This window comes from Streptomyces sp. NPDC016469, assembly GCF_040632905.1.
Lineage (GTDB): Bacteria > Actinomycetota > Actinomycetes > Streptomycetales > Streptomycetaceae > Streptomyces.
Genome location: NZ_JBEYCQ010000007.1, coordinates 136,176 through 152,824, shown reverse-complemented (window position 1 = coordinate 152,824; position 16,649 = coordinate 136,176). Strand labels below are relative to the sequence as shown.

Here is a 16,649-nt window from a genome sequence, read left to right as displayed (position 1 = left end):
CGGGTAGCTGGTTACGGGACGTCCGGCCGGTGCGGTCCGGCGCGGCATTTTAGTGACCGGCCGTGACGAATGAGGTAAGTCGCGCGGAAAGTGACCAACACGATGAATCGGCGCATTTCTCAGGCATATGTCGGGCAGTGATCCCGCCACCTATCACTGCGGCCTCAGGGGGATACACATGGCAGCCAGGCCACTCGTCGCACGTCAGCCGAACGAACGGCTCCAGGCGCTCATCCAGGAAGCCGGATGCTCCAACGCGGGCCTGGCCCGCCGGATCAACATGGTCGGGGCCGAACGCGGCCTCGACCTCCGCTACGACAAGACCTCCGTGGCCCGCTGGCTGCGCGGCCAGCAGCCCCGCGGCCGGGCGCCGGGCACCATCGCCGAGGCGCTGGGCCGCAAGCTCGGCCGCACGGTCACGATCGACGAGATCGGCATGGCCAACGGCAAGAACCTCGCCTCGGGCGTCGGCCTCCAGTTCGCGCCGACGGTGATCGGGGCGATCGAGCAGGTCTGCGAGCTCTGGCGCAGCGACGTCGGCCGGCGCGACTTCCTCACCGGCTCGGCGGTCGCCTCGTCCGCGCTCGTGGAGCCCAGCAGGGACTGGCTGATCACCGGCGCGGACCCGCAGGTCGCCCGGACCGCCGGGTCCCGGGTCGGGATGCCGGACGTGGAGGCGGTGCGGGCGACGACGGCCGCGCTGGTCGACCTCGACCACCGCTTCGGCAGCGGCCATGTGCGCCCGGTCCTCGTGCACTACCTCAACAGCGTGGTCTCCGGGCTGCTTTCGGGGGCGTACCGCGAATCGACGGGCCGTCAGCTGTTCGCGGCGGTCTCCCGGCTCACCGAACTCGCCGGCTACATGGCCATCGACACGGGCCAGCCGGGCCTCGCCCAGCGTTACTACATCCAGGCCCTGCGCCTCGCGCAGGCGGCCGGCGACCGCGCCTACGGCGGCTATGTGCTGGCCGCCTCGATGAGCCACCTCGCCGCCCAGCTCGGCAACCCGCGCGAGATCGCCCAGCTGGCGCGGGCGGCGCAGGAGGGGGCGCGCGGCCGGGTCACCCCGCGCGCGGAGGCGATGTTCTACGCGGCGGAGGCGCGCGGCCACGCGCTGCTCGGCGACGCCCGCACCTGCCTGGAGACCGCGGGCCGGGCCGAGGCCGCCCTGGAGCGGGCCGAGCCGGACAGCGGGGACGATCCGGACTGGATCGCCCACTTCGACCACGCCTACCTCGCGGACGAACTCGCGCACTGCCACCGGGACCTGGGGCAGGCGGAGGCCGCCGCCCGCCGGGCGAAGGAGTCCCTGGACGGCCACCCGGAGTCCCGGGCCCGGCGCCGGGGCATCGGCCTCGCGCTGCTGGCCACGGCCCAGGTGCAGCTGCGGGAGGTCGAGCAGGCGTGCCACACGGGGACCCGGGCGATGGAGCTCCTGGGCACGGTGCGTTCGACCCGGGGCGCGGAGTACCTGGAGGACCTCCAGCAGCGACTCCTGCCGTACGGGGACGAGCCCGCGGTCCGGGAGTTCGGGGCGCGCCTCGAACTCCAGGCGGCCTGAACCGGCCGGGTGGTCCCTCAACTGCGTCTCACGGGGCCGCGGCGTTACACCCTGTGTCACAGGTGGGCAGCGGACGGCGGGCACTTGGCGCACCGCGGCCGCCACCCGATAGCGTGAGTCGACGATTACCTAGTTGACACGCACGTAGGAGTCCCGGTGACACAGAGCGGACAGGGCGACGAGCAGCAGCCCCCTGCTGTACGACCCGCGCACGAGGGTGTCGTGCTGCCCTCGGACGGCGGCGAGCCCTGGACGCCCGGAAGAGCGGCGGACCAGGCGCCCCCGGCCGGCGGCCGGCCGTGGGGACAGGCATGGGGCCCGCAGGACGGCGGGCAGGGCGCGTACGGACAGCAGCCGCAGCAGCCGTACCAGGCGGGCCCGCCGCAGCAGCAGGGCCCGTACGGGCAGCAGCCCGGCGGGTACGGACAGGACCAGGGCGCCGCGTACGGCGGGAACCACGGGGCCGCGCCCCTGCCGCCCGCCCAGCAGCAGCCCCACCCGTACGCGCAGCCGCTGCCGCCCGAGGCCGGCGCGGTCCCGGGCGGGGACGCCGACGCCACGCAGTACATCGCGCCGGTCCCCGGCGGCCCCGCGCGCGGCGGGCTGCCGCCGGAGAACCCCGCGGAGTCCACGCAGTTCCTGGGCCGCGCCGCGCAGGCCCCGCAGGGTGGCGGCGGGGACGCCGAGGCGACCCAGTACATCCCCCCGGTCCCCGGCGGTGCCCCGTACGGCATCCGGCCCGGGGCGCCCGGCGAGCGGCAGCCGCCCGCCGAGTTCGACAACCTCTTCCGCAGCGACGAGCCCGAGGGCGCGACGCAGCAGATGCCCCGGTTCGACCCGAGGCAGCAGCCCCCGTACCAGGGGCCCCCGCCGCAGCAGCCGTACCAGGCGGGCCCGCCGCCGCAGCAGGGCTTCCAGCAGCCGCCCCCGTACAGCGGCCCCCAGGGCGGGCTGCCGCAGGACGAGGGCGACGGCGGGCGGCGCAAGAAGTCCGGCGCGGTGCCGCTGATCGCGGCCGTCGTCGTCGGCTGCGCGGTGATCGGACTGGGCGCCGGCGCGCTGATGAGCGGCGGCGACGACGACAAGGACGGCAAGCAGCCGGTGGCGTCCGCGAGTTCACCGGCCGCCGGTGAACCGTCCGAAAAGAAGGAGCAGCCCGCCGCCGACCCGGCGAAGCCGCAGGCCGAGGAGTTGGACAAGCTCCTCGCGGACAGCAACAACAGCCGTGCCGCGGTGATCGGGGCGGTCGAGAAGACCAAGTCCTGCACCGACCTGGACACGGCCGTCTCCGACCTCAAGGGCGCCGCCAAGCAGCGCCGCGAACTGGTCACCCGGCTCCAGGCGCTCTCCGTGGACAAGCTCCCGGACCATGACCGGCTGACGGCCGCGCTCACCACGGCGTGGCAGGCGTCCGCGTCCGCCGACGACCACTACGCCGCCTGGGCGGCGCAGGCCAAGAGCAAGAAGGTCTGCAAGCACGGGCACGCCAAGACCACCTCGCACACCCAGCAGGCCACCGTGAAGAGCGGCGAGGCCAGCAAGGCGAAGCAGGAGGCGTCCGGGCTGTGGAACAGGATCGCGGAGAAGTACGGCCTGACGAAGCGCCAGTCGACCGCCCTCTGAGCGGGCGGGCCCGCTGGACCGGCCCGGCGCGCCCGCGCCGGTTCAGCGGGTGGCGCTGGCCTCGGCCAGGGTCTCCGTGACGTCCACGAAGTCCTTCCGCGCGGCGACGAGCCGCCCGTCCCGCACCACCTGGAACGTCACCTTGCTGTTGACGACGCGCGGGTACGACCGCGAGCCGATCATGTCCTCGTAGCGCCAGCGCAGGACGGGCGTGAGGCCCCCGGTGTCGGCGCGGACGCCCTGGCCGAGCGCCCGGGTGAGCTTCGACGCGGTGATCCCGGACTCGTGCATCGACTCGATGACCGACTTCAGCGCGGTGTACGCGATCCACGTGGTCTGCACGCCCGTGTCGTCCGGATCGATCCGGTTGTCGCCGAAGGCGTACTCGCGGATCACCTTCCGCATCGGGTCCCACCTGGCGTCGCGCGGGGGCGGGTACCAGCCGGTGACGTACGCCCCTTCGAACGGGCTGTTCCGGCCGCCGGTGCGGTCGATGAGCGGCTGCCCCACACTGCCGAGCACGGAGGCCACGCGCACGGTGGCGCCCTCCGGTTCCAGCCGCCGGAACGAGTCGAAGAAGGTCTCCGTGCGGTCGCCCAGCACGGACGTCACGCACCCGCCCGCCCCGCCCGCGCCGGACAGCGCGCGTTCCGCTTCCGCGTCGTACGAGGTGGCGCCCTCGGCGGCCGGTATGTCGAGCGGCACGGGCCGTCCGGCGCCCTTGAGGCCGGTGCGCAGCAGCCACGCCTGGCTGTCGCCGGCCAGCGTGTCCGGGCGGACCAGCGAGACCCGGTCGCAGTCGTGGGACAGCTGCTCGGCGGTGCCGGCGAGCAGCGCGGACTGGCCCCCGGTCACCGGGTAGGACGCGTAGCTGCGGAACTCCTCCTCGGAGGCGCCGTAGCCGCCGATGTACGGGATGCCGGCGACCTCCAGCGGGGCCATGAACGCCCGCCCGTGCCGGCTGTACGAGCCGACGACCGCGACCGCCTTCTCCTCGACGGCCTTGCGGGCGCAGTCCCCCGCCCCGGTCCAGGCGTCCTGTTCGTCACAGGTGACGACGCGCAGCTCGTGCCCGTCGATCCCGCCCCGCGCGTTGATCCAGCGTCCGTACGCCTGCGCCATGGCGGTCATTCCCGCCATGTTCTCGGCCTCCGGCCCCGCCGCGCCGCCCGGCGCCCAGGTCACGACGGTGACGGGCTCCCTGGAGTCCCCCGATCCCCCAGGGAGCGCGCCGCAGCCGGACAGCAGCAGGGCCCCGGCCGCCACCGCACCGGTGAGCAATCCGAAGGGGCGGGAGGGGAAGGGGCGTCGCCGTCCGGTCATGGACCGAGACCCTTCCCCGCCCCGGGTAACGCCGTGGTGTGGTGCCGTCAACGGCCGGTGACGTCACCGTGAACGCCAGGGGCCGGTCATGGGCACCGAAAAGGGAACGTACGATCGACAACCGTGCAGCAAGGTTCCGAGAACTCTTCCCGTCGCGGCCGTCGCTCCTCCACCATGGGCGGCATGCCGCTCAACGACCTTCCGTGGTGGCGCTGGCGCAGCAACGTGCGCTCGGCGCTGCACATGCTCTCCGACCCCGTCTTCCACCGCGACTGCTGGCTGGCCGGCCGGGAGGGGTACGGCGACGTCACCGACGCCGTGTACCGCCTGGTCGAGGACACCTGGCTCGACAACTGGTCCGCCGAGAAGTACGTCGGAACGATCTTCCGGGACGCCACCGAGGCCGCCCTCGTGGACGCCGCCGTACTCCGGGTGCTGCGCATCCTGCACCAGGTCGGAGCGGACGCGCCCGTCTCCGTCTACCTGGAGCACCCGGGCTGGCCGGAGGCCGTCGCAGCCGCCCGCGAGGCGCATGTGCTGCTCTCCGCCAACGACGGCGAGGACCCCGACGCCCCGCCGCGCTCCCTGGACGTTCTCCGCATTCTGACCAGGTCCGCCTGACCTCGCGAGGGTGTGGCACGCTACGGGGATGACCGCGCCGCAGCCTGCCCCCGACCAGTACGTCCTCACGCTGTCCTGCCCCGACAAACAGGGCATCGTGCACGCCGTGTCGAGCTACCTCTTCATGACCGGCTGCAACATCGAGGACAGCCAGCAGTTCGGGGACCACGACACCGGCCTGTTCTTCATGCGCGTCCACTTCTCGGCGGGCACCCCGGTCACCGTGGACAAGCTGCGGGCCAGCTTCGCCGCGATCGGCGACTCCTTCGCCATGGACTGGCAGATCCACCGCGCATCCGAGCGCATGCGAATCGTGCTCATGGTCAGCAAGTTCGGCCACTGCCTCAACGACCTGCTCTTCCGGTCCCGGATCGGCGCCCTGCCGGTCGAGATCGCCGCCGTCGTCTCCAACCACCCGGACTTCGCCGAGCTCGTCGCCTCGTACGACGTGCCCTTCCGGCACATCCCGGTGACCCGCGACAACAAGGCGCAGGCCGAGGCGGAGCTGCTGGACCTGGTCCGTGAGGAGAACGTCGAGCTGGTCGTTCTGGCCCGCTACATGCAGGTCCTCTCGGACGACCTGTGCAAGCAGCTCAGCGGCCGGATCATCAACATCCACCACTCCTTCCTGCCGAGCTTCAAGGGCGCCAAGCCCTACCACCAGGCGCACGCCCGCGGCGTGAAGCTCATCGGCGCCACCGCCCACTACGTCACCGCCGACCTGGACGAGGGCCCGATCATCGAGCAGGAGGTCGAGCGCGTCGGCCACGGCGTCACCCCCGACCAGCTGGTCGCCATCGGCCGGGACGTGGAGTGCCAGGCCCTGGCCCGCGCGGTGAAGTGGCACGCGGAACGCCGCATCCTGCTCAACGGCCGCCGCACGGTCGTCTTCGACTGAGCCGGGCGCTCAGAGCCGGCTGAGCGAGGCGGCCGCGAACAGTACGTCGCGGATCGCCTCGCGGTCCCCGCGCTGCCCGGCCGCCGCCTCCACGGGCGGCACGTGCCCCGCCACCAGCCGGCAGAACTCCACCCCGTCCAGCGCGACCTGCGCCACCGCGTGCTCGGCGGACCCGAGGGCGGCGGGGGAGTCCAGCGCGATGTACCAGTCGCCGCCGCCCGAGCCCTCGATCTCCAGGTGCAGCGAGCGCCCCGGGGCCCCGGCCGACACCAGCCGCCTCGCCGGGCCGGCGAGCCCCGCCCGGCGCCGTACCGCCAGCGCCCCCGGCAGCAACCGGACCGCCAGGTCGATCATGCGGTGCAGATGTCCGGCGGACGGCGGCTCGTACGGGTAGTCCACCGCCTTCGCGATATCCCGCGCGTGCACCCAGCACTCGAAGGCCCGGTCGAGCATCGCGTCCTGCAACGGCAGCGCGGAGTCCCCGTACGGCACCGACAGCTCCGACGCCCCGCGCCGCGCGAACGACACGGTCCGGATCAGCGTGTGGCTCTGCTCGCGCCACGGCTCACGGACCGCGCGGGTGGGCGGGCGCCGGACGGACGACCAGTAGGCCTCGGTGCGCGCGGTCGGCGTGAGCGGAGCGCCCGGCAGCGGGTCGTCGAGCCCGAGCGCGGTGCCCACCAGGCCGTCCACGCTCATCAGGTGCCCGATCACCCCGGCGACCGTGGTCCGGCGGCCCGCCTGCCGCTCGTCCTCGAACCACTTCAGCCGCACCGGGGCGTGCCACTCGGCGGCGTCGATGTCCCGCAGCAGCGCGTCGAGCCGCGCCGTCTCGGCGTCGTACGGGGCGGCCCAGTCGGGCACCGGGATCTTCGCGGGGCGCCGGCTCAGGCAGCTCTCCAGCACCCGGGCCCGCAGCAGCGGATCGAGATCCAGGCTCCGGTCGGTGTGCAGCAGCCCGACCGCGTCCCGCAACCGCAGCGCCTCGTCGGCACAGGGCGCGCACCCGGTGAGGTGCGCCTCGACGGCCTCGGTCTCCTCGGCGGAGCACGCGGCGAGCGCCCAGGCGCCCAGGAGGGCCTGCAGCACGCGGTGGGGGAGGACAGGGGCGGGGGCCGCGTCCGGCGGCGCCACGCGCCCCAGGCGGCCGAAGTCGTCCGCGGCGGGCCTGGGCCCCGGTATGCGCCGGGCACCGCGCACCTCGTCGCGGTCCTCCTCGTCCCGTTCGCCGCCCGCGCCGCCGCTCACAGCGCTCTCCCGTAACCGGGCGGCGGGGCGCCCTCCACCGGCCGGGTCCGCGCGGTGGCCAGCAGCTGGAGCCCCAGGCGCAGCCGGCGCCGCGCCTCGTCCTCGGTGACGCCGAGGTCCGCCGCGGCCTGCCGGTAGTCGCGGCGCTGCACGTACGCCAGCTCCAGGGCGGCCCGCAGCGGTGCGGGCATGGAGGCGACGATGTAGTCGGCCCGGGCCGCGGCGGTGGCCCGGCGCACCCGCTCGTCCAGGGCGTCCGGACCGCCGGGATCGTCGGGGTCCTCGTCGTCCGCCGCGCGGCGCAGCCGCCGCACGGACTCGCGGTGCGTGAGGAAGGCCAGCCAGGCCCGCATGGAGCCCTGCTTCGCGTCGTACATGTCCGGGTTCTCCCAGACGTAGCCGAAGACCTCGCGCGTGACCGCGCCGGCCGCGTCCTCGTCGTCCAGCATCCGGTTGGCCTGGCTGTGGACGAGGGCGGCGAACCGGTCGTACATCTCGCCGAGAGCGGCGGCCTCGCCGCGCGACAGCCGCTGCTGCATCCTGCGGTCCCAGCGGGGTGGTGCGTTTTCGGCCATCTGCCCCCCAGCCCTCCGCCGTCGGACCTGTGCGTCCCTGTACCACTCGTCCTGTCCGAATGTAGTCCGCCGCCTCCCCGGAGCACGCCCCTTTACGACAAGTACGTCCTGGGAACACGCCGTCTTTGCGAGACGGGTGTTTCGCGAGGGACGTACGGGGGCAGCCGCCAGGGGAGGAACGCTAACTTCCGGATCCCCGGGCTGCCCCGGAATCCCCGGAACGAGAGGCCCAGTCGCGTGACCCTGAAAGTCTCGGAGACCGAGCGGGGCGGATGGACCGTGCTGCACATAGGCGGCGAACTGGACCTGCTGACTTCGGCCACCGTCCGCCAGTCCGTCCACGAGGTGGTGGCCGTGGGCCGCCACGACGTCGTGCTGGACCTGTCCGGTGTCCAGTTCTGCGATTCCAGCGGTGTCGGGGTGCTCATCGCCCTGCGCCGCCTGATGCGGTCCTGCGGCGGCCGTCTGCGCCTGATCCTGCCCGCCCGGGGCGCGGAGGAGGGCTCCCACGTCAACCGCGTGCTCGCCGCCCTCGGCGTGCGCCGCTTGTTCGAGGTCTACCCGGACCGGGACGCGGCCGTGGACGAGGAGGCCGAGCCGCTGACGGCCTGAATCCGCCGTCGCCGCACCGGCTCGTGCGGAGCTGTCACAGGGCTGAGCCGGGTAAGTGACACGTGACGGCCGCGGGCGTCGTACGCTCCCCGCATGGACAGCGCAGAGTATGAGCGCAAGATCGCCTTCCGCTTCGCCGCCTTCGACCAGGACGGCAACGGATACATCGATCGCGCGGATTTCAACGCCGCCGCGGCCCGTCTGCTGACCGAGTTCGGTACGACGGCCCGCTGCGACAAGGGCCAGGCGCTCTACAGCGGCGCCGAGGCGTTCTGGCAGGGCATGGCGGGCATCGCCGACGTGGACGGGGACCAGCGCGTCACCCGTGAGGAGTTCGTGGGCGGGGCGGTGAAGCGCCTGCGCGACAACCCGGAGCGGTTCGCGGAGATCGCCCGCCCGTTCCTGCGCGCGGCGCTCGCGGTGGCGGCGGGGCCGTCCGGCGACGGCAGAGCACCGGTGCAGGCCGTGGAGCGGGCCCTGAAGGTCCTCGGGGCGAGCCCGGACGCGGCGGCGTTCGCCGCGCAGAGCCTGGACACGGACCGGGACGGCGGCGTCGTCGAGGAGGACGCGGTGGCGGCGCTGGCGGCCTACGTCACGGTGATCGAACCGGACTAGCGCCGGTCAGGGCCCGGTGGCGGCTGTGCCATGGGCACTCCGCCCCTGGGCGTGACGCAGCGCGACCGCCGGTCACCGGTACCGGCTTGTGTCCTTTGCGTGATTCGTCACGGCGTGGAGTCGGCGCCCGCCTCGGGTACCCTCCGTGGGATGCGAGTGGTTCTGGAACCTGGCGGTCCGGACGCGGCCTGTGCGGCGCGTCGGGTCCGGGTGAGGTGCTGTTCGACTCTCCGCAATGTGCGTCGCACAGTATGCACCACGCGTACTCCTTCGCGCTGGAATATGCCCGAAGCGCTTGTTGCGGTGACTGTACGTCAACCATGCTGTCGTGCAAGGGAATCACGTTCCGTGACCCTTTGGAGGCGCGAGGCGATGTGTCCGCCGGTTCGGATGGTGTGAGCGGTGCAGGTGCTTCAGGTTCAGTTGGAGGTCGGGCCCGACCCCGCGGAGGTCGGACGGGCCCGCAGATGGGCGCGCTCACGGCTCGCCGGTTCCGGCGTGAGAGACGACGAGCCGCTGGCCGAGACGCTCATCCTGCTCATCTCGGAGCTGGTCACCAACGCGGTCGTGCACACCGGCTGTCCGGCCGTGCTGCGCATGCTCTTCGGCCCGGCGGGCGCCCCGGGCGGCGCCGGGACCGTGCGCGTCGAGGTGGCCGACGCCAGCTGCCGCCCGCCGCAGCAGCGGCACGCGCGGGGTGAGGACACCGGCGGCCGGGGCCTGGAGCTGGTCGACGGCCTCGCCGACCGCTGGGGCTGGCAGCCGGAGGGCGCGGGCAAGCGGATCTGGTGCGAGGTGGACCGCAGCGTCCCGCTGATCCAGGTCCAGCTCCAGCCGGGCGCCGAGCCCACGCACGCGGTACCCCAGGGCGGCTAGACCCGGTCGCCCGCCGTCGAGCGGAACGTGCGGCGGTACACCGTCGGCGAGACGCCCAGCGCCGCCTGGAGGTGCTGCCGCAGCGACGTGGAGGTGCCGAAGCCGGCGTCCCGGGCGACCTGGTCGATGGACAGGTCCGTGGACTCCAGGAGCCGGCGCGCCAGCTCCACGCGCTGCTGGGTGAGCCACTGCACGGGGCTGACGCCGACCTCCTCGCGGAACCGCCGGGTGAACGTCCGTACGCTCATCGACTCCTGCTGGGCCATGTCCCGCAGCAGGATCGGCCGTTCGAGGCGGGCCAGTGCCCAGGCCCGCGCGGTCGTCGTCGTGGCGTACTGGGTGTCCGGCACGGGCCGCTGGATGTACTGCGCCTGGCCCCCGTCCCGGTGCGGGGGCACGACCGTGCGCCGGGCGACGTCGTTGGCGACGGCGGTCCCGTGGTCGCGCCGCACGATGTGCAGGCAGAGGTCGATTCCGGCGGCGACCCCGGCGGAGGTCAGCACGTCCCCGTCGTCGATGAACAGGACGTCCGGGTCGACCCGGACGTGGGGGAAGAGCCGCTGGAAGTGGTCGGCGGAGGCCCAGTGCGTGGTGGCGGGGCGCCCGTCGAGATACCCGGCGGCGGCCAGGACGTAGCTGCCGGTGCAGATGGACACCATGCGGGTGCCCGGCCGGATGTACGCGAACGCGGCGGCCAGTTCATCGGTCAGCCGGCCTTCGGTGTAGACGGGGCCCAGCTCGTAACTGGCCGGGATGACGACCGTGTCCGCCGTGGCCAGGGCCTCGGGGCCGTGCTCCACGACGATCGAGAAGTCCGCGTCCGTGCGGACGGGTCCGGGCGGCCGGGCCGAGCAGGTCACGACGTCGTACAGTTTCCGCCCCCGGTTCAGCGGCTCGGAACCGAGCGAGCGCCCGAAAATCCTCTGGGGGATGCCCAGTTCGAAGGGAAGCAGCCCGTCGAGGGCGAGAACGACGACCCGGTGCGGCACAGCGGACTCCCTTCGGCCCGGCGAGGCCCTGCGAAAAGGCCCTAGCTGGTATAGACCATAAGCTGATACATGTCTCCGGTGTGAAGGAAAAGTCAGCAGACTCCGTGCGCATTCCCGCCACGGACCCCCAGGCCGCCCTCGGCGGCCCGTCCCCTCTCCCGCCCCCGCCGCCCCTGTTCGAGGCGCCCGGCAGGCAGCTCTGGAACCGTCACTTCAGGCTGTTCTTCGTCGCCCGCACCGCCGCCGTCTTCGGCGACGGCATGATCCCCGTCGCCCTCACCGCAGGGCTCCTCGGCGCCGGCCGCCCGGCCTCCTCGGTCGGTTACGCGCTGGCCTGCTGGATGGGCCCGCTCGCCGTGTTCGTCCTCTTCGGCGGTGTCCTCGCGGACCGGTTCACACCGCGCCGCATGATGATCATCGCCGACGCGCTGCGCCTCGTCGGCGCCTCCGTGCTCGCCGTGACCTTCGCGACCGGCAACCCGCCGCTGTGGGCGGTGTACGCGCTCAGCTCGGTGGCCGGTGTCGGCGCGGCCCTGTTCCAGCCGGGCGTCGCCTCCACCGTGCCGCGCGTCGCCCCGGACGTGCAGCGCGCCAACGCCGTGCTGCGCGTCTCCGAGGCGCTGATGACCATGGCGGGCCCCGCCTTCGCGGGCCTCCTCGTCGGCCTGGCGAGCGCCGGCGCGGTCTACGCGGCCAACGCCTCCACCTTCCTGGTCTCCGGGGCGTGCCTCTTCCTGCTCCGCCTGGCCCCGGCCCCCTCGGACGAGACACCGCGCGGCTCGTTCCTCGCCGAGCTGGTGGACGGCTGGCGCGAGTTCACCGCGCGCAGCTGGCTCTGGGGCGTGATCGCCGTCTGGACGGTGTACGGCTTCGCCGTGCTCGGCCCGATGCTCCCGCTCACCGCAGTCCGCGTCACCGAGGCGCACGGCTCGGGCACGTACGGCGCGATGATGGCGGTGAACGGCGCGGGCAGCGTCGTCGGCGGCCTGCTCGCCCTGCGCCTGCGCCCCCGTCGCCCCCTCGCGGCGGGCGCCGTCGCGCTCACCGGGGTGTGCGCCAACCTCGTCGTGCTGGGTCTCGGTCTCTCCGTACCGGCTCTGGGCGCGGGGCAGTTCGTGGCGGGCGCGGCCTCCGCGTTCTGGCTGGTGATGTGGTCGACCACGGTCCAGACCCACGTACCGCCCGAGTCCCTGAACCGGCTGCACGCGTACGACGTCGCCGGCTCGCTCCTGATGGTGGCGGCGGGCCGCGCGCTGGCGGGTCCGCTCGCGGATCAACTGGGCGCGCCGGAGGTGCTGTTCGCCGGGGCGGTGGTCAACATCCTCGCGGTGGCCGTACTCCTCGCGGCCCGCCCGGTCCGCCGCCTGGAACGCATCGGCTGAGCCGGTCCGGGGCCGCTACTTGGTGCGCGCCCGCTCCTCGGACTGCTGCATCTCGATGACGCGGAGGACGTGTGCGCTGGTCTGCCGGCGCACACTTCCGGCGACGAGCAGCCCCGTACCGGCTACCGCGAGCGGGGCCGAAATGCCGAGCAGGGTCAGTTGCTCGGGCATGGTGGTGTCCATCTTGCAGATGGACGAGGCGCGGAAGCAGTACATCCTGTCCTCCGTGTCCCAGATCAGGAAGCCGACGCGGACCCACAGTGCGCAGGCGACGAGCAGCAGCAGGGCACCCCAGCCCTGCATCAGCGAGGACCCGTGGTTGAAGCGCTGGCGTTCGGCCCACTGCATGAAGTTCCCCCGGGGAGCTGGACGGAGCGGCGTGCGCGCGGGTGCGGCCGCCGGGCGTCGCAGATCGTACGCGCATACGGACGGCGCCGGGACGGTGGCCCGATTCTTGCGAACCGTGTCCCTCGGGCCACTCGTAGGGAGCGGGGCCGCGACCGGATGCTGGGCGGGTGAATCCGACAACCGAGAGCGCCGTCCCCGTCGCCCCGCTGCCGAACGCCCCCCGCACGCCCGGCCGGTGGCGCGTCCACCGCGCCTGGATCGTCGCCGCCGTCACCTTCGTGACGATCATCGGCGGGGCCGCCTTCAATTCCCTGCCCGGTCTGCTCTTCGACCCGCTCCAGGACGAGTTCGGCTGGTCGCGCGGGGAGATCGGGCTCGCCGTCTCCCTCGACATGGCGCTGTACGGGATCACCGCGCCGTTCGCCGCCGCGCTGATGGACCGGTTCGGCATCCGCCGGGTGGTGGCCGTGGCGCTGAGCGCGGTCGCGGCCGGGGCGCTGGCGAGCGTGTGGATGACGGCCGCCTGGCAGCTGATGCTCTACTGGGGCGTCCTCGTGGGCCTCGGCACGGGCTCTATGGCGCTCGCGTTCTCCGCGACGGTCACCAACCGCTGGTTCACCGCCCGGCGCGGTCTGGTGACCGGTGTCCTCACCGCCGCCGGCGCCTCGGGACAGCTGGTCTTCCTCCCGCTCTGCGCGTGGATCGTGGACCGGCACGGCTGGCGCCCGGCGTCGGTGACGGTGGCGCTGGCCGCCCTGGTCGTCGTCCCGTTCGTGTGGCTCCTGATGCGCGACCACCCGGCCGACGTGGGGCTCGCCCCGTACGGCGGGGAGTACGCCGAGAAGCCGGCGCCCGCGCGCGGGGCGGCGGGCCGGGCCGTCCGGGTGCTGTTCGACGCGGCCCGCACGGGCCCGTTCTGGCTGCTGGCCGGGTCCTTCGCGATCTGCGGCGCCTCCACCAACGGTCTGATCCGCACGCACTTCGTGCCGTCGGCGCACGACCACCACATGCCGATCACCGCCGCGGCCTCGCTCCTCGCGGTCATCGGGATCTTCGACATCATCGGCACGATCTTCTCCGGCTGGCTCACCGACCGCTTCGACGCCCGCCGGCTGCTCGCGGTGTACTACGCGCTGCGCGGGATCTCGCTGCTGTTCCTGCCCCTCCTGATGCAGGCCACCGTCGAGCCGCCGATGGTCCTGTTCATCGTGTTCTACGGCCTGGACTGGGTCGCCACCGTCCCGCCGACCCTGGCCCTGTGCCGGGAGCAGTACGGCGAGGACAGCGCGATCGTCTTCGGCTGGGTCCTCGCCTCGCACCAGGTGGGCGCCGCGCTGGTCGCCTTTCTCGGCGGCGTGGCGCGCGACTACTTCGGTTCGTACGACGTCGTCTGGATCGCGGCGGGGGCGCTGTGCGCGGTGGCGACGCTGATGGTTCTGGTGATCCGGCGCGTGCGGGGGGTGCCGGAGGCGCCGCTGGTGGCGTAGGGCCAGAATGCGTGTGCGAGGGGGCTCTTATGCCGAGGAACACCGCGTGGGACACGCGTAAACCGTGGGGGACGTGGCGGCCGGACCACGCGCCGGACGGGTCGCCGTCCGTGTGGACGGGGCGGTCCATCGTGGCGGGGGCGGCGGCGCTGTACGTGGGCTCGATGCTCGCCTTCGAGGTGTACACCTTCGCGGAGCTCACCAGCGAGACGTACAGGCCGCCGGACGGGCCCGGGGGCGGCCTGCTCATGCTGCCGTTCTCCCTGTGCTTCGGGGGCCCGGCCGCCCTGTGGGGGAGCCTGGCGATCGTGCTGCCCCTGGTGTGGGCGGCTCGCCGGGCCGGCGCCCGGCTGACCGGGAGGGACGCCTGGTGGTGGGTGCCGACGGTGGCCGCGGCTCCGGCGGTCCTGATCACGGCTGTCGTCGCGGTCGCTCTGCACCCCCGGCCCGGACCCCTGGTCCTGACCTGCCTGTCCGGCGAAGTGCTGCTCGCCGGGCCCGCCCTCCTGGCGCGGTACGCCGTCCTGCACGGGCGCCGGCTGCTGCTGCCCGTGCTCGGCTGCGGGGCGCTGGCGGCGGCGGTCGTGTTCGGTATCGGCGCCACGGCGTTCGGGACAGGGCTGCTCACCGAGTACCGGCCTCCGAAGGTCGACGCGGCCGGGCTGGCGGGCGCCTGGGCCGACGGCCACGGCGGCACGCTGCGGCTGAACGCCGACGGCACGGCCCGCGCCGAGGGCCTGACGGACCATGAATCCGCGTACGAGGACCAGGCGGATGCCCGCCGCGCGAAGTACCGCTGCACGGGCACGGGCACCTGGGGGTACGAACCCGGCGCATCGACTACCTGGAACCAGCGTCTGAAGGTGAGCATCGAGCGCTGCGGCTTCGACGACTTCGACGAGTACGCCGACTCCGGCTGGCGGATCAGCGGTACGCCGGAGCGCCCGGAACTGGTCCGCGAGTACGGCGACCTCGACACCCCGGGCTTCTACCTCCTCACCCGCTGAACCCATCGCATCCGGCCCTTACCTTCGTCAGGGGTCCCGCCTGCCGTTGGCCCCGGGTGCCGGGCCGGCCGCGCTCGTAGGTTCGGCTCCCATGAGACGCAACGGACGAGGAACCGCGAAGAGCACCCCTGGCGCACGGCCCTGGCTCGCCTGCGCCGTTCTGGTGGCCGGAGGGGCCGCCGTCACGGGCCTCGCGCCCGGTGGGCTGGGGACGGACCGGGCCGTGGAGGTGACGGACGGGGTCTCGGCGGACGCCTACCGGTCCGTGGCAGACGCGCTGGACGGCGCGCCCTCCTGGGCCGGGTCGTTGCTGGAGGCCGTGTGCGACGGGACGCTGGTGGCGCTCGGGCTGCTGCTGGCGTGGGTCTGCTGGAGCGCCGTGCGCAGGGCGGATCACCGCACCGTCGCCGGAGCGGTGCTCACCGGCGCGGGCACCGTTCTCGCGTACGCGGCCAGCGAGGCCCTGAAGCTCGTCGTGGACGAGGAGCGCCCCTGCCGGGTCCTGCTCCACGGCGCGGCGGTCGCCGAGTGCCCGGCGGCCGGCGACTGGTCCTTCCCCAGCAACCACGCCACCCTCGCCGCCGGCCTCGCGGTGGGCGTGGCGCTGCTCCGGCCGGGGCTCGCCGCTCTCGCGCTGCCCGTGGCCGGTGCGGCGGCGGTGTCACGGGTGCTGGTCGGCGCGCACTACCCGCACGACGTGCTGGCCGGTGCGGGCCTCGGCGCGGCGGTCGTCGCGGCCCTGCTGCTCGCCCTCCTGCCCCTGGCCGGGGCTGCGGTGTCAGCGTCGGCCGCCCGGTTCCGGGGGCGGGACGAGGCCGGCCTCGTGGGCGACGACCGCCGCCGCGGCCCGGTTCTCCACCCCGAGCCGGGCCAGGACCGAGCTGACGTGCGCCTTCACCGTGCCCTCGACCAGGTGGAGCCGGCGGGCGATCCGGGCGTTGGACAGCCCGGCGCCGAGGAGGGCCAGTACGTCGCGTTCCCGGGGAGTGAGCGCGCCGGCCCGTTCGCGGGCGGCGGTGCGGCGGCCGGCCAGGGCGCCGGCACCGGTCGCCGAGAGGTGGGCGACGACCCGGGCCGCGACCTTCGGTGAGAGGTAGGCGGCGCCGTCCGCGACCGCGCGGACCCCGGCGATCAGCTCCTCGGGTTCGCCCGACTTGATCAGGAAGCCGGCGGCGCCGCCCCCGAGCGCCCGCAGGATGTAGTCGTCCTCGCCGAACGTCGTCAGCATCACGACGCCCGTCCCCGGCACGGCCCGCCGGATCTCGGCCGCCGCCTCGATGCCGTCGGTGCCGGGCATCCGGATGTCGAGCACGGCCACGTCCGGGCGGTGGAGCCGCACCCGCTCCACCGCCTCGTGCCCGTCGGGCGCCTCCGCGACGACCTCGATGCCCGGGTCGGTGGCGAGGACGGCCCGCACGCCCGCCCGGATCATCGGTTCGTCGTCGGCGACGAGGACGCGGATCATGGGTTCTTCCTCCGTCATG

The 16,649-nt window shown here is 73.8% G+C and carries 16 protein-coding genes and 1 pseudogene; 11 read left to right on the top strand and 6 right to left on the bottom strand.

Annotated elements, in window-relative coordinates; genetic code table 11:
* Positions 1-178 precede the first annotated feature (178 nt).
* Both ABZ565_RS10150 and ABZ565_RS10145 read left to right on the top strand, forming a co-directional pair.
* Positions 179-1,561 (top strand): transcriptional regulator, encoded by a 1,383-nt coding sequence (locus ABZ565_RS10150; protein WP_361023012.1) that lies wholly within the window; start codon positions 179-181, stop codon positions 1,559-1,561.
* A gap of 156 nt (positions 1,562-1,717) precedes the next feature.
* Positions 1,718-3,184: a hypothetical protein gene (locus tag ABZ565_RS10145; protein WP_361023009.1), complete on the top strand. Its 1,467-nt coding sequence runs from the start codon at positions 1,718-1,720 to the stop codon at positions 3,182-3,184.
* A 42-nt stretch (positions 3,185-3,226) separates the two neighbouring features.
* On the opposite strand, the gene ABZ565_RS10140 is transcribed toward ABZ565_RS10145, so the two are convergent.
* Positions 3,227-4,507 carry an ABC transporter substrate-binding protein gene (locus ABZ565_RS10140; RefSeq protein WP_361023006.1) on the bottom strand — a complete coding sequence of 427 codons (1,281 nt, stop codon included), beginning with the start codon at positions 4,505-4,507 and terminating at the stop codon, positions 3,227-3,229.
* A 183-nt stretch (positions 4,508-4,690) separates the two neighbouring features.
* On the opposite strand from ABZ565_RS10140, the gene ABZ565_RS10135 reads away from it, so the two are divergent.
* Together ABZ565_RS10135 and purU are read left to right on the top strand one after the other, a co-directional pair.
* Positions 4,691-5,128: a hypothetical protein gene (locus tag ABZ565_RS10135; protein ID WP_361023003.1), complete on the top strand. Its 438-nt coding sequence runs from the start codon at positions 4,691-4,693 to the stop codon at positions 5,126-5,128.
* Positions 5,129-5,156: 28 nt separating this feature from the next.
* Positions 5,157-6,026 (top strand): formyltetrahydrofolate deformylase, encoded by an 870-nt coding sequence (gene purU, locus ABZ565_RS10130; protein ID WP_361023000.1) that lies wholly within the window; start codon positions 5,157-5,159, stop codon positions 6,024-6,026.
* A gap of 9 nt (positions 6,027-6,035) precedes the next feature.
* On the opposite strand, the gene ABZ565_RS10125 is transcribed toward purU, so the two are convergent.
* Together ABZ565_RS10125 and ABZ565_RS10120 are read right to left on the bottom strand one after the other, a co-directional pair.
* Positions 6,036-7,274, bottom strand: coding sequence for a zf-HC2 domain-containing protein (locus ABZ565_RS10125; protein WP_361022997.1), 1,239 nt, complete (start codon positions 7,272-7,274; stop codon positions 6,036-6,038).
* Positions 7,271-7,849 carry a sigma-70 family RNA polymerase sigma factor gene (locus ABZ565_RS10120; protein ID WP_361022994.1) on the bottom strand — a complete coding sequence of 193 codons (579 nt, stop codon included), beginning with the start codon at positions 7,847-7,849 and terminating at the stop codon, positions 7,271-7,273. Before ABZ565_RS10120 ends, ABZ565_RS10125 begins: the two co-directional genes overlap by 4 nt.
* A 237-nt stretch (positions 7,850-8,086) precedes the next feature.
* On the opposite strand from ABZ565_RS10120, the gene ABZ565_RS10115 reads away from it, so the two are divergent.
* The 3 genes from ABZ565_RS10115 (at position 8,087) to ABZ565_RS10105 (ending at position 9,952) form a co-directional block, all read left to right on the top strand.
* Positions 8,087-8,461 carry an STAS domain-containing protein gene (locus tag ABZ565_RS10115; protein ID WP_361022991.1) on the top strand — a complete coding sequence of 125 codons (375 nt, stop codon included), beginning with the start codon at positions 8,087-8,089 and terminating at the stop codon, positions 8,459-8,461.
* A 93-nt stretch (positions 8,462-8,554) separates the two neighbouring features.
* On the top strand, positions 8,555-9,076 hold the full coding sequence (locus ABZ565_RS10110; protein ID WP_361022988.1) for an EF-hand domain-containing protein: 522 nt from the start codon (positions 8,555-8,557) through the stop codon (positions 9,074-9,076).
* Positions 9,077-9,478: 402 nt separating this feature from the next.
* Positions 9,479-9,952 (top strand): ATP-binding protein, encoded by a 474-nt coding sequence (locus tag ABZ565_RS10105; RefSeq protein WP_361022985.1) that lies wholly within the window; start codon positions 9,479-9,481, stop codon positions 9,950-9,952.
* Here ABZ565_RS10105 and ABZ565_RS10100 read toward each other — a convergent pair.
* Positions 9,949-10,941 carry a helix-turn-helix domain-containing protein gene (locus tag ABZ565_RS10100; protein WP_361022982.1) on the bottom strand — a complete coding sequence of 331 codons (993 nt, stop codon included), beginning with the start codon at positions 10,939-10,941 and terminating at the stop codon, positions 9,949-9,951. The genes ABZ565_RS10105 and ABZ565_RS10100 overlap by 4 nt on opposite strands.
* 104 nt (positions 10,942-11,045) lie before the next feature.
* Here ABZ565_RS10100 and ABZ565_RS10095 point away from each other — a divergent pair, with 104 nt between their 5' ends.
* Complete coding sequence (locus ABZ565_RS10095) at positions 11,046-12,323, top strand: MFS transporter (RefSeq protein ID WP_361022979.1); 1,278 nt, start codon at positions 11,046-11,048, stop codon at positions 12,321-12,323.
* Between the two features lie 15 nt (positions 12,324-12,338).
* Here the strand turns inward: ABZ565_RS10095 and ABZ565_RS10090 are convergent, their stop codons facing one another.
* Entirely contained in the window at positions 12,339-12,671 is a 333-nt protein-coding gene (locus ABZ565_RS10090) for a hypothetical protein (RefSeq protein ID WP_361022976.1), read from the bottom strand.
* A gap of 167 nt (positions 12,672-12,838) precedes the next feature.
* Between ABZ565_RS10090 and ABZ565_RS10085 the strand changes: the two genes are divergently transcribed.
* The 3 genes and pseudogenes from ABZ565_RS10085 to ABZ565_RS10075 all read left to right on the top strand — a co-directional run.
* A complete protein-coding gene (locus ABZ565_RS10085; protein ID WP_361022974.1) occupies positions 12,839-14,158 on the top strand; it encodes an MFS transporter in 1,320 nt (439 codons plus the stop codon).
* A 29-nt stretch (positions 14,159-14,187) separates the two neighbouring features.
* A complete protein-coding gene (locus ABZ565_RS10080; RefSeq protein WP_361022972.1) occupies positions 14,188-15,165 on the top strand; it encodes a hypothetical protein in 978 nt (325 codons plus the stop codon).
* Between the two features lie 91 nt (positions 15,166-15,256).
* A pseudogene (locus ABZ565_RS10075) lies at positions 15,257-15,850 on the top strand (phosphatase PAP2 family protein); the annotation flags it as partial.
* A gap of 93 nt (positions 15,851-15,943) precedes the next feature.
* Here ABZ565_RS10075 and ABZ565_RS10070 read toward each other — a convergent pair.
* Positions 15,944-16,648, bottom strand: coding sequence for a response regulator transcription factor (locus tag ABZ565_RS10070; RefSeq protein WP_361022969.1), 705 nt, complete (start codon positions 16,646-16,648; stop codon positions 15,944-15,946).
* Position 16,649: the final 1 nt, after the last annotated feature.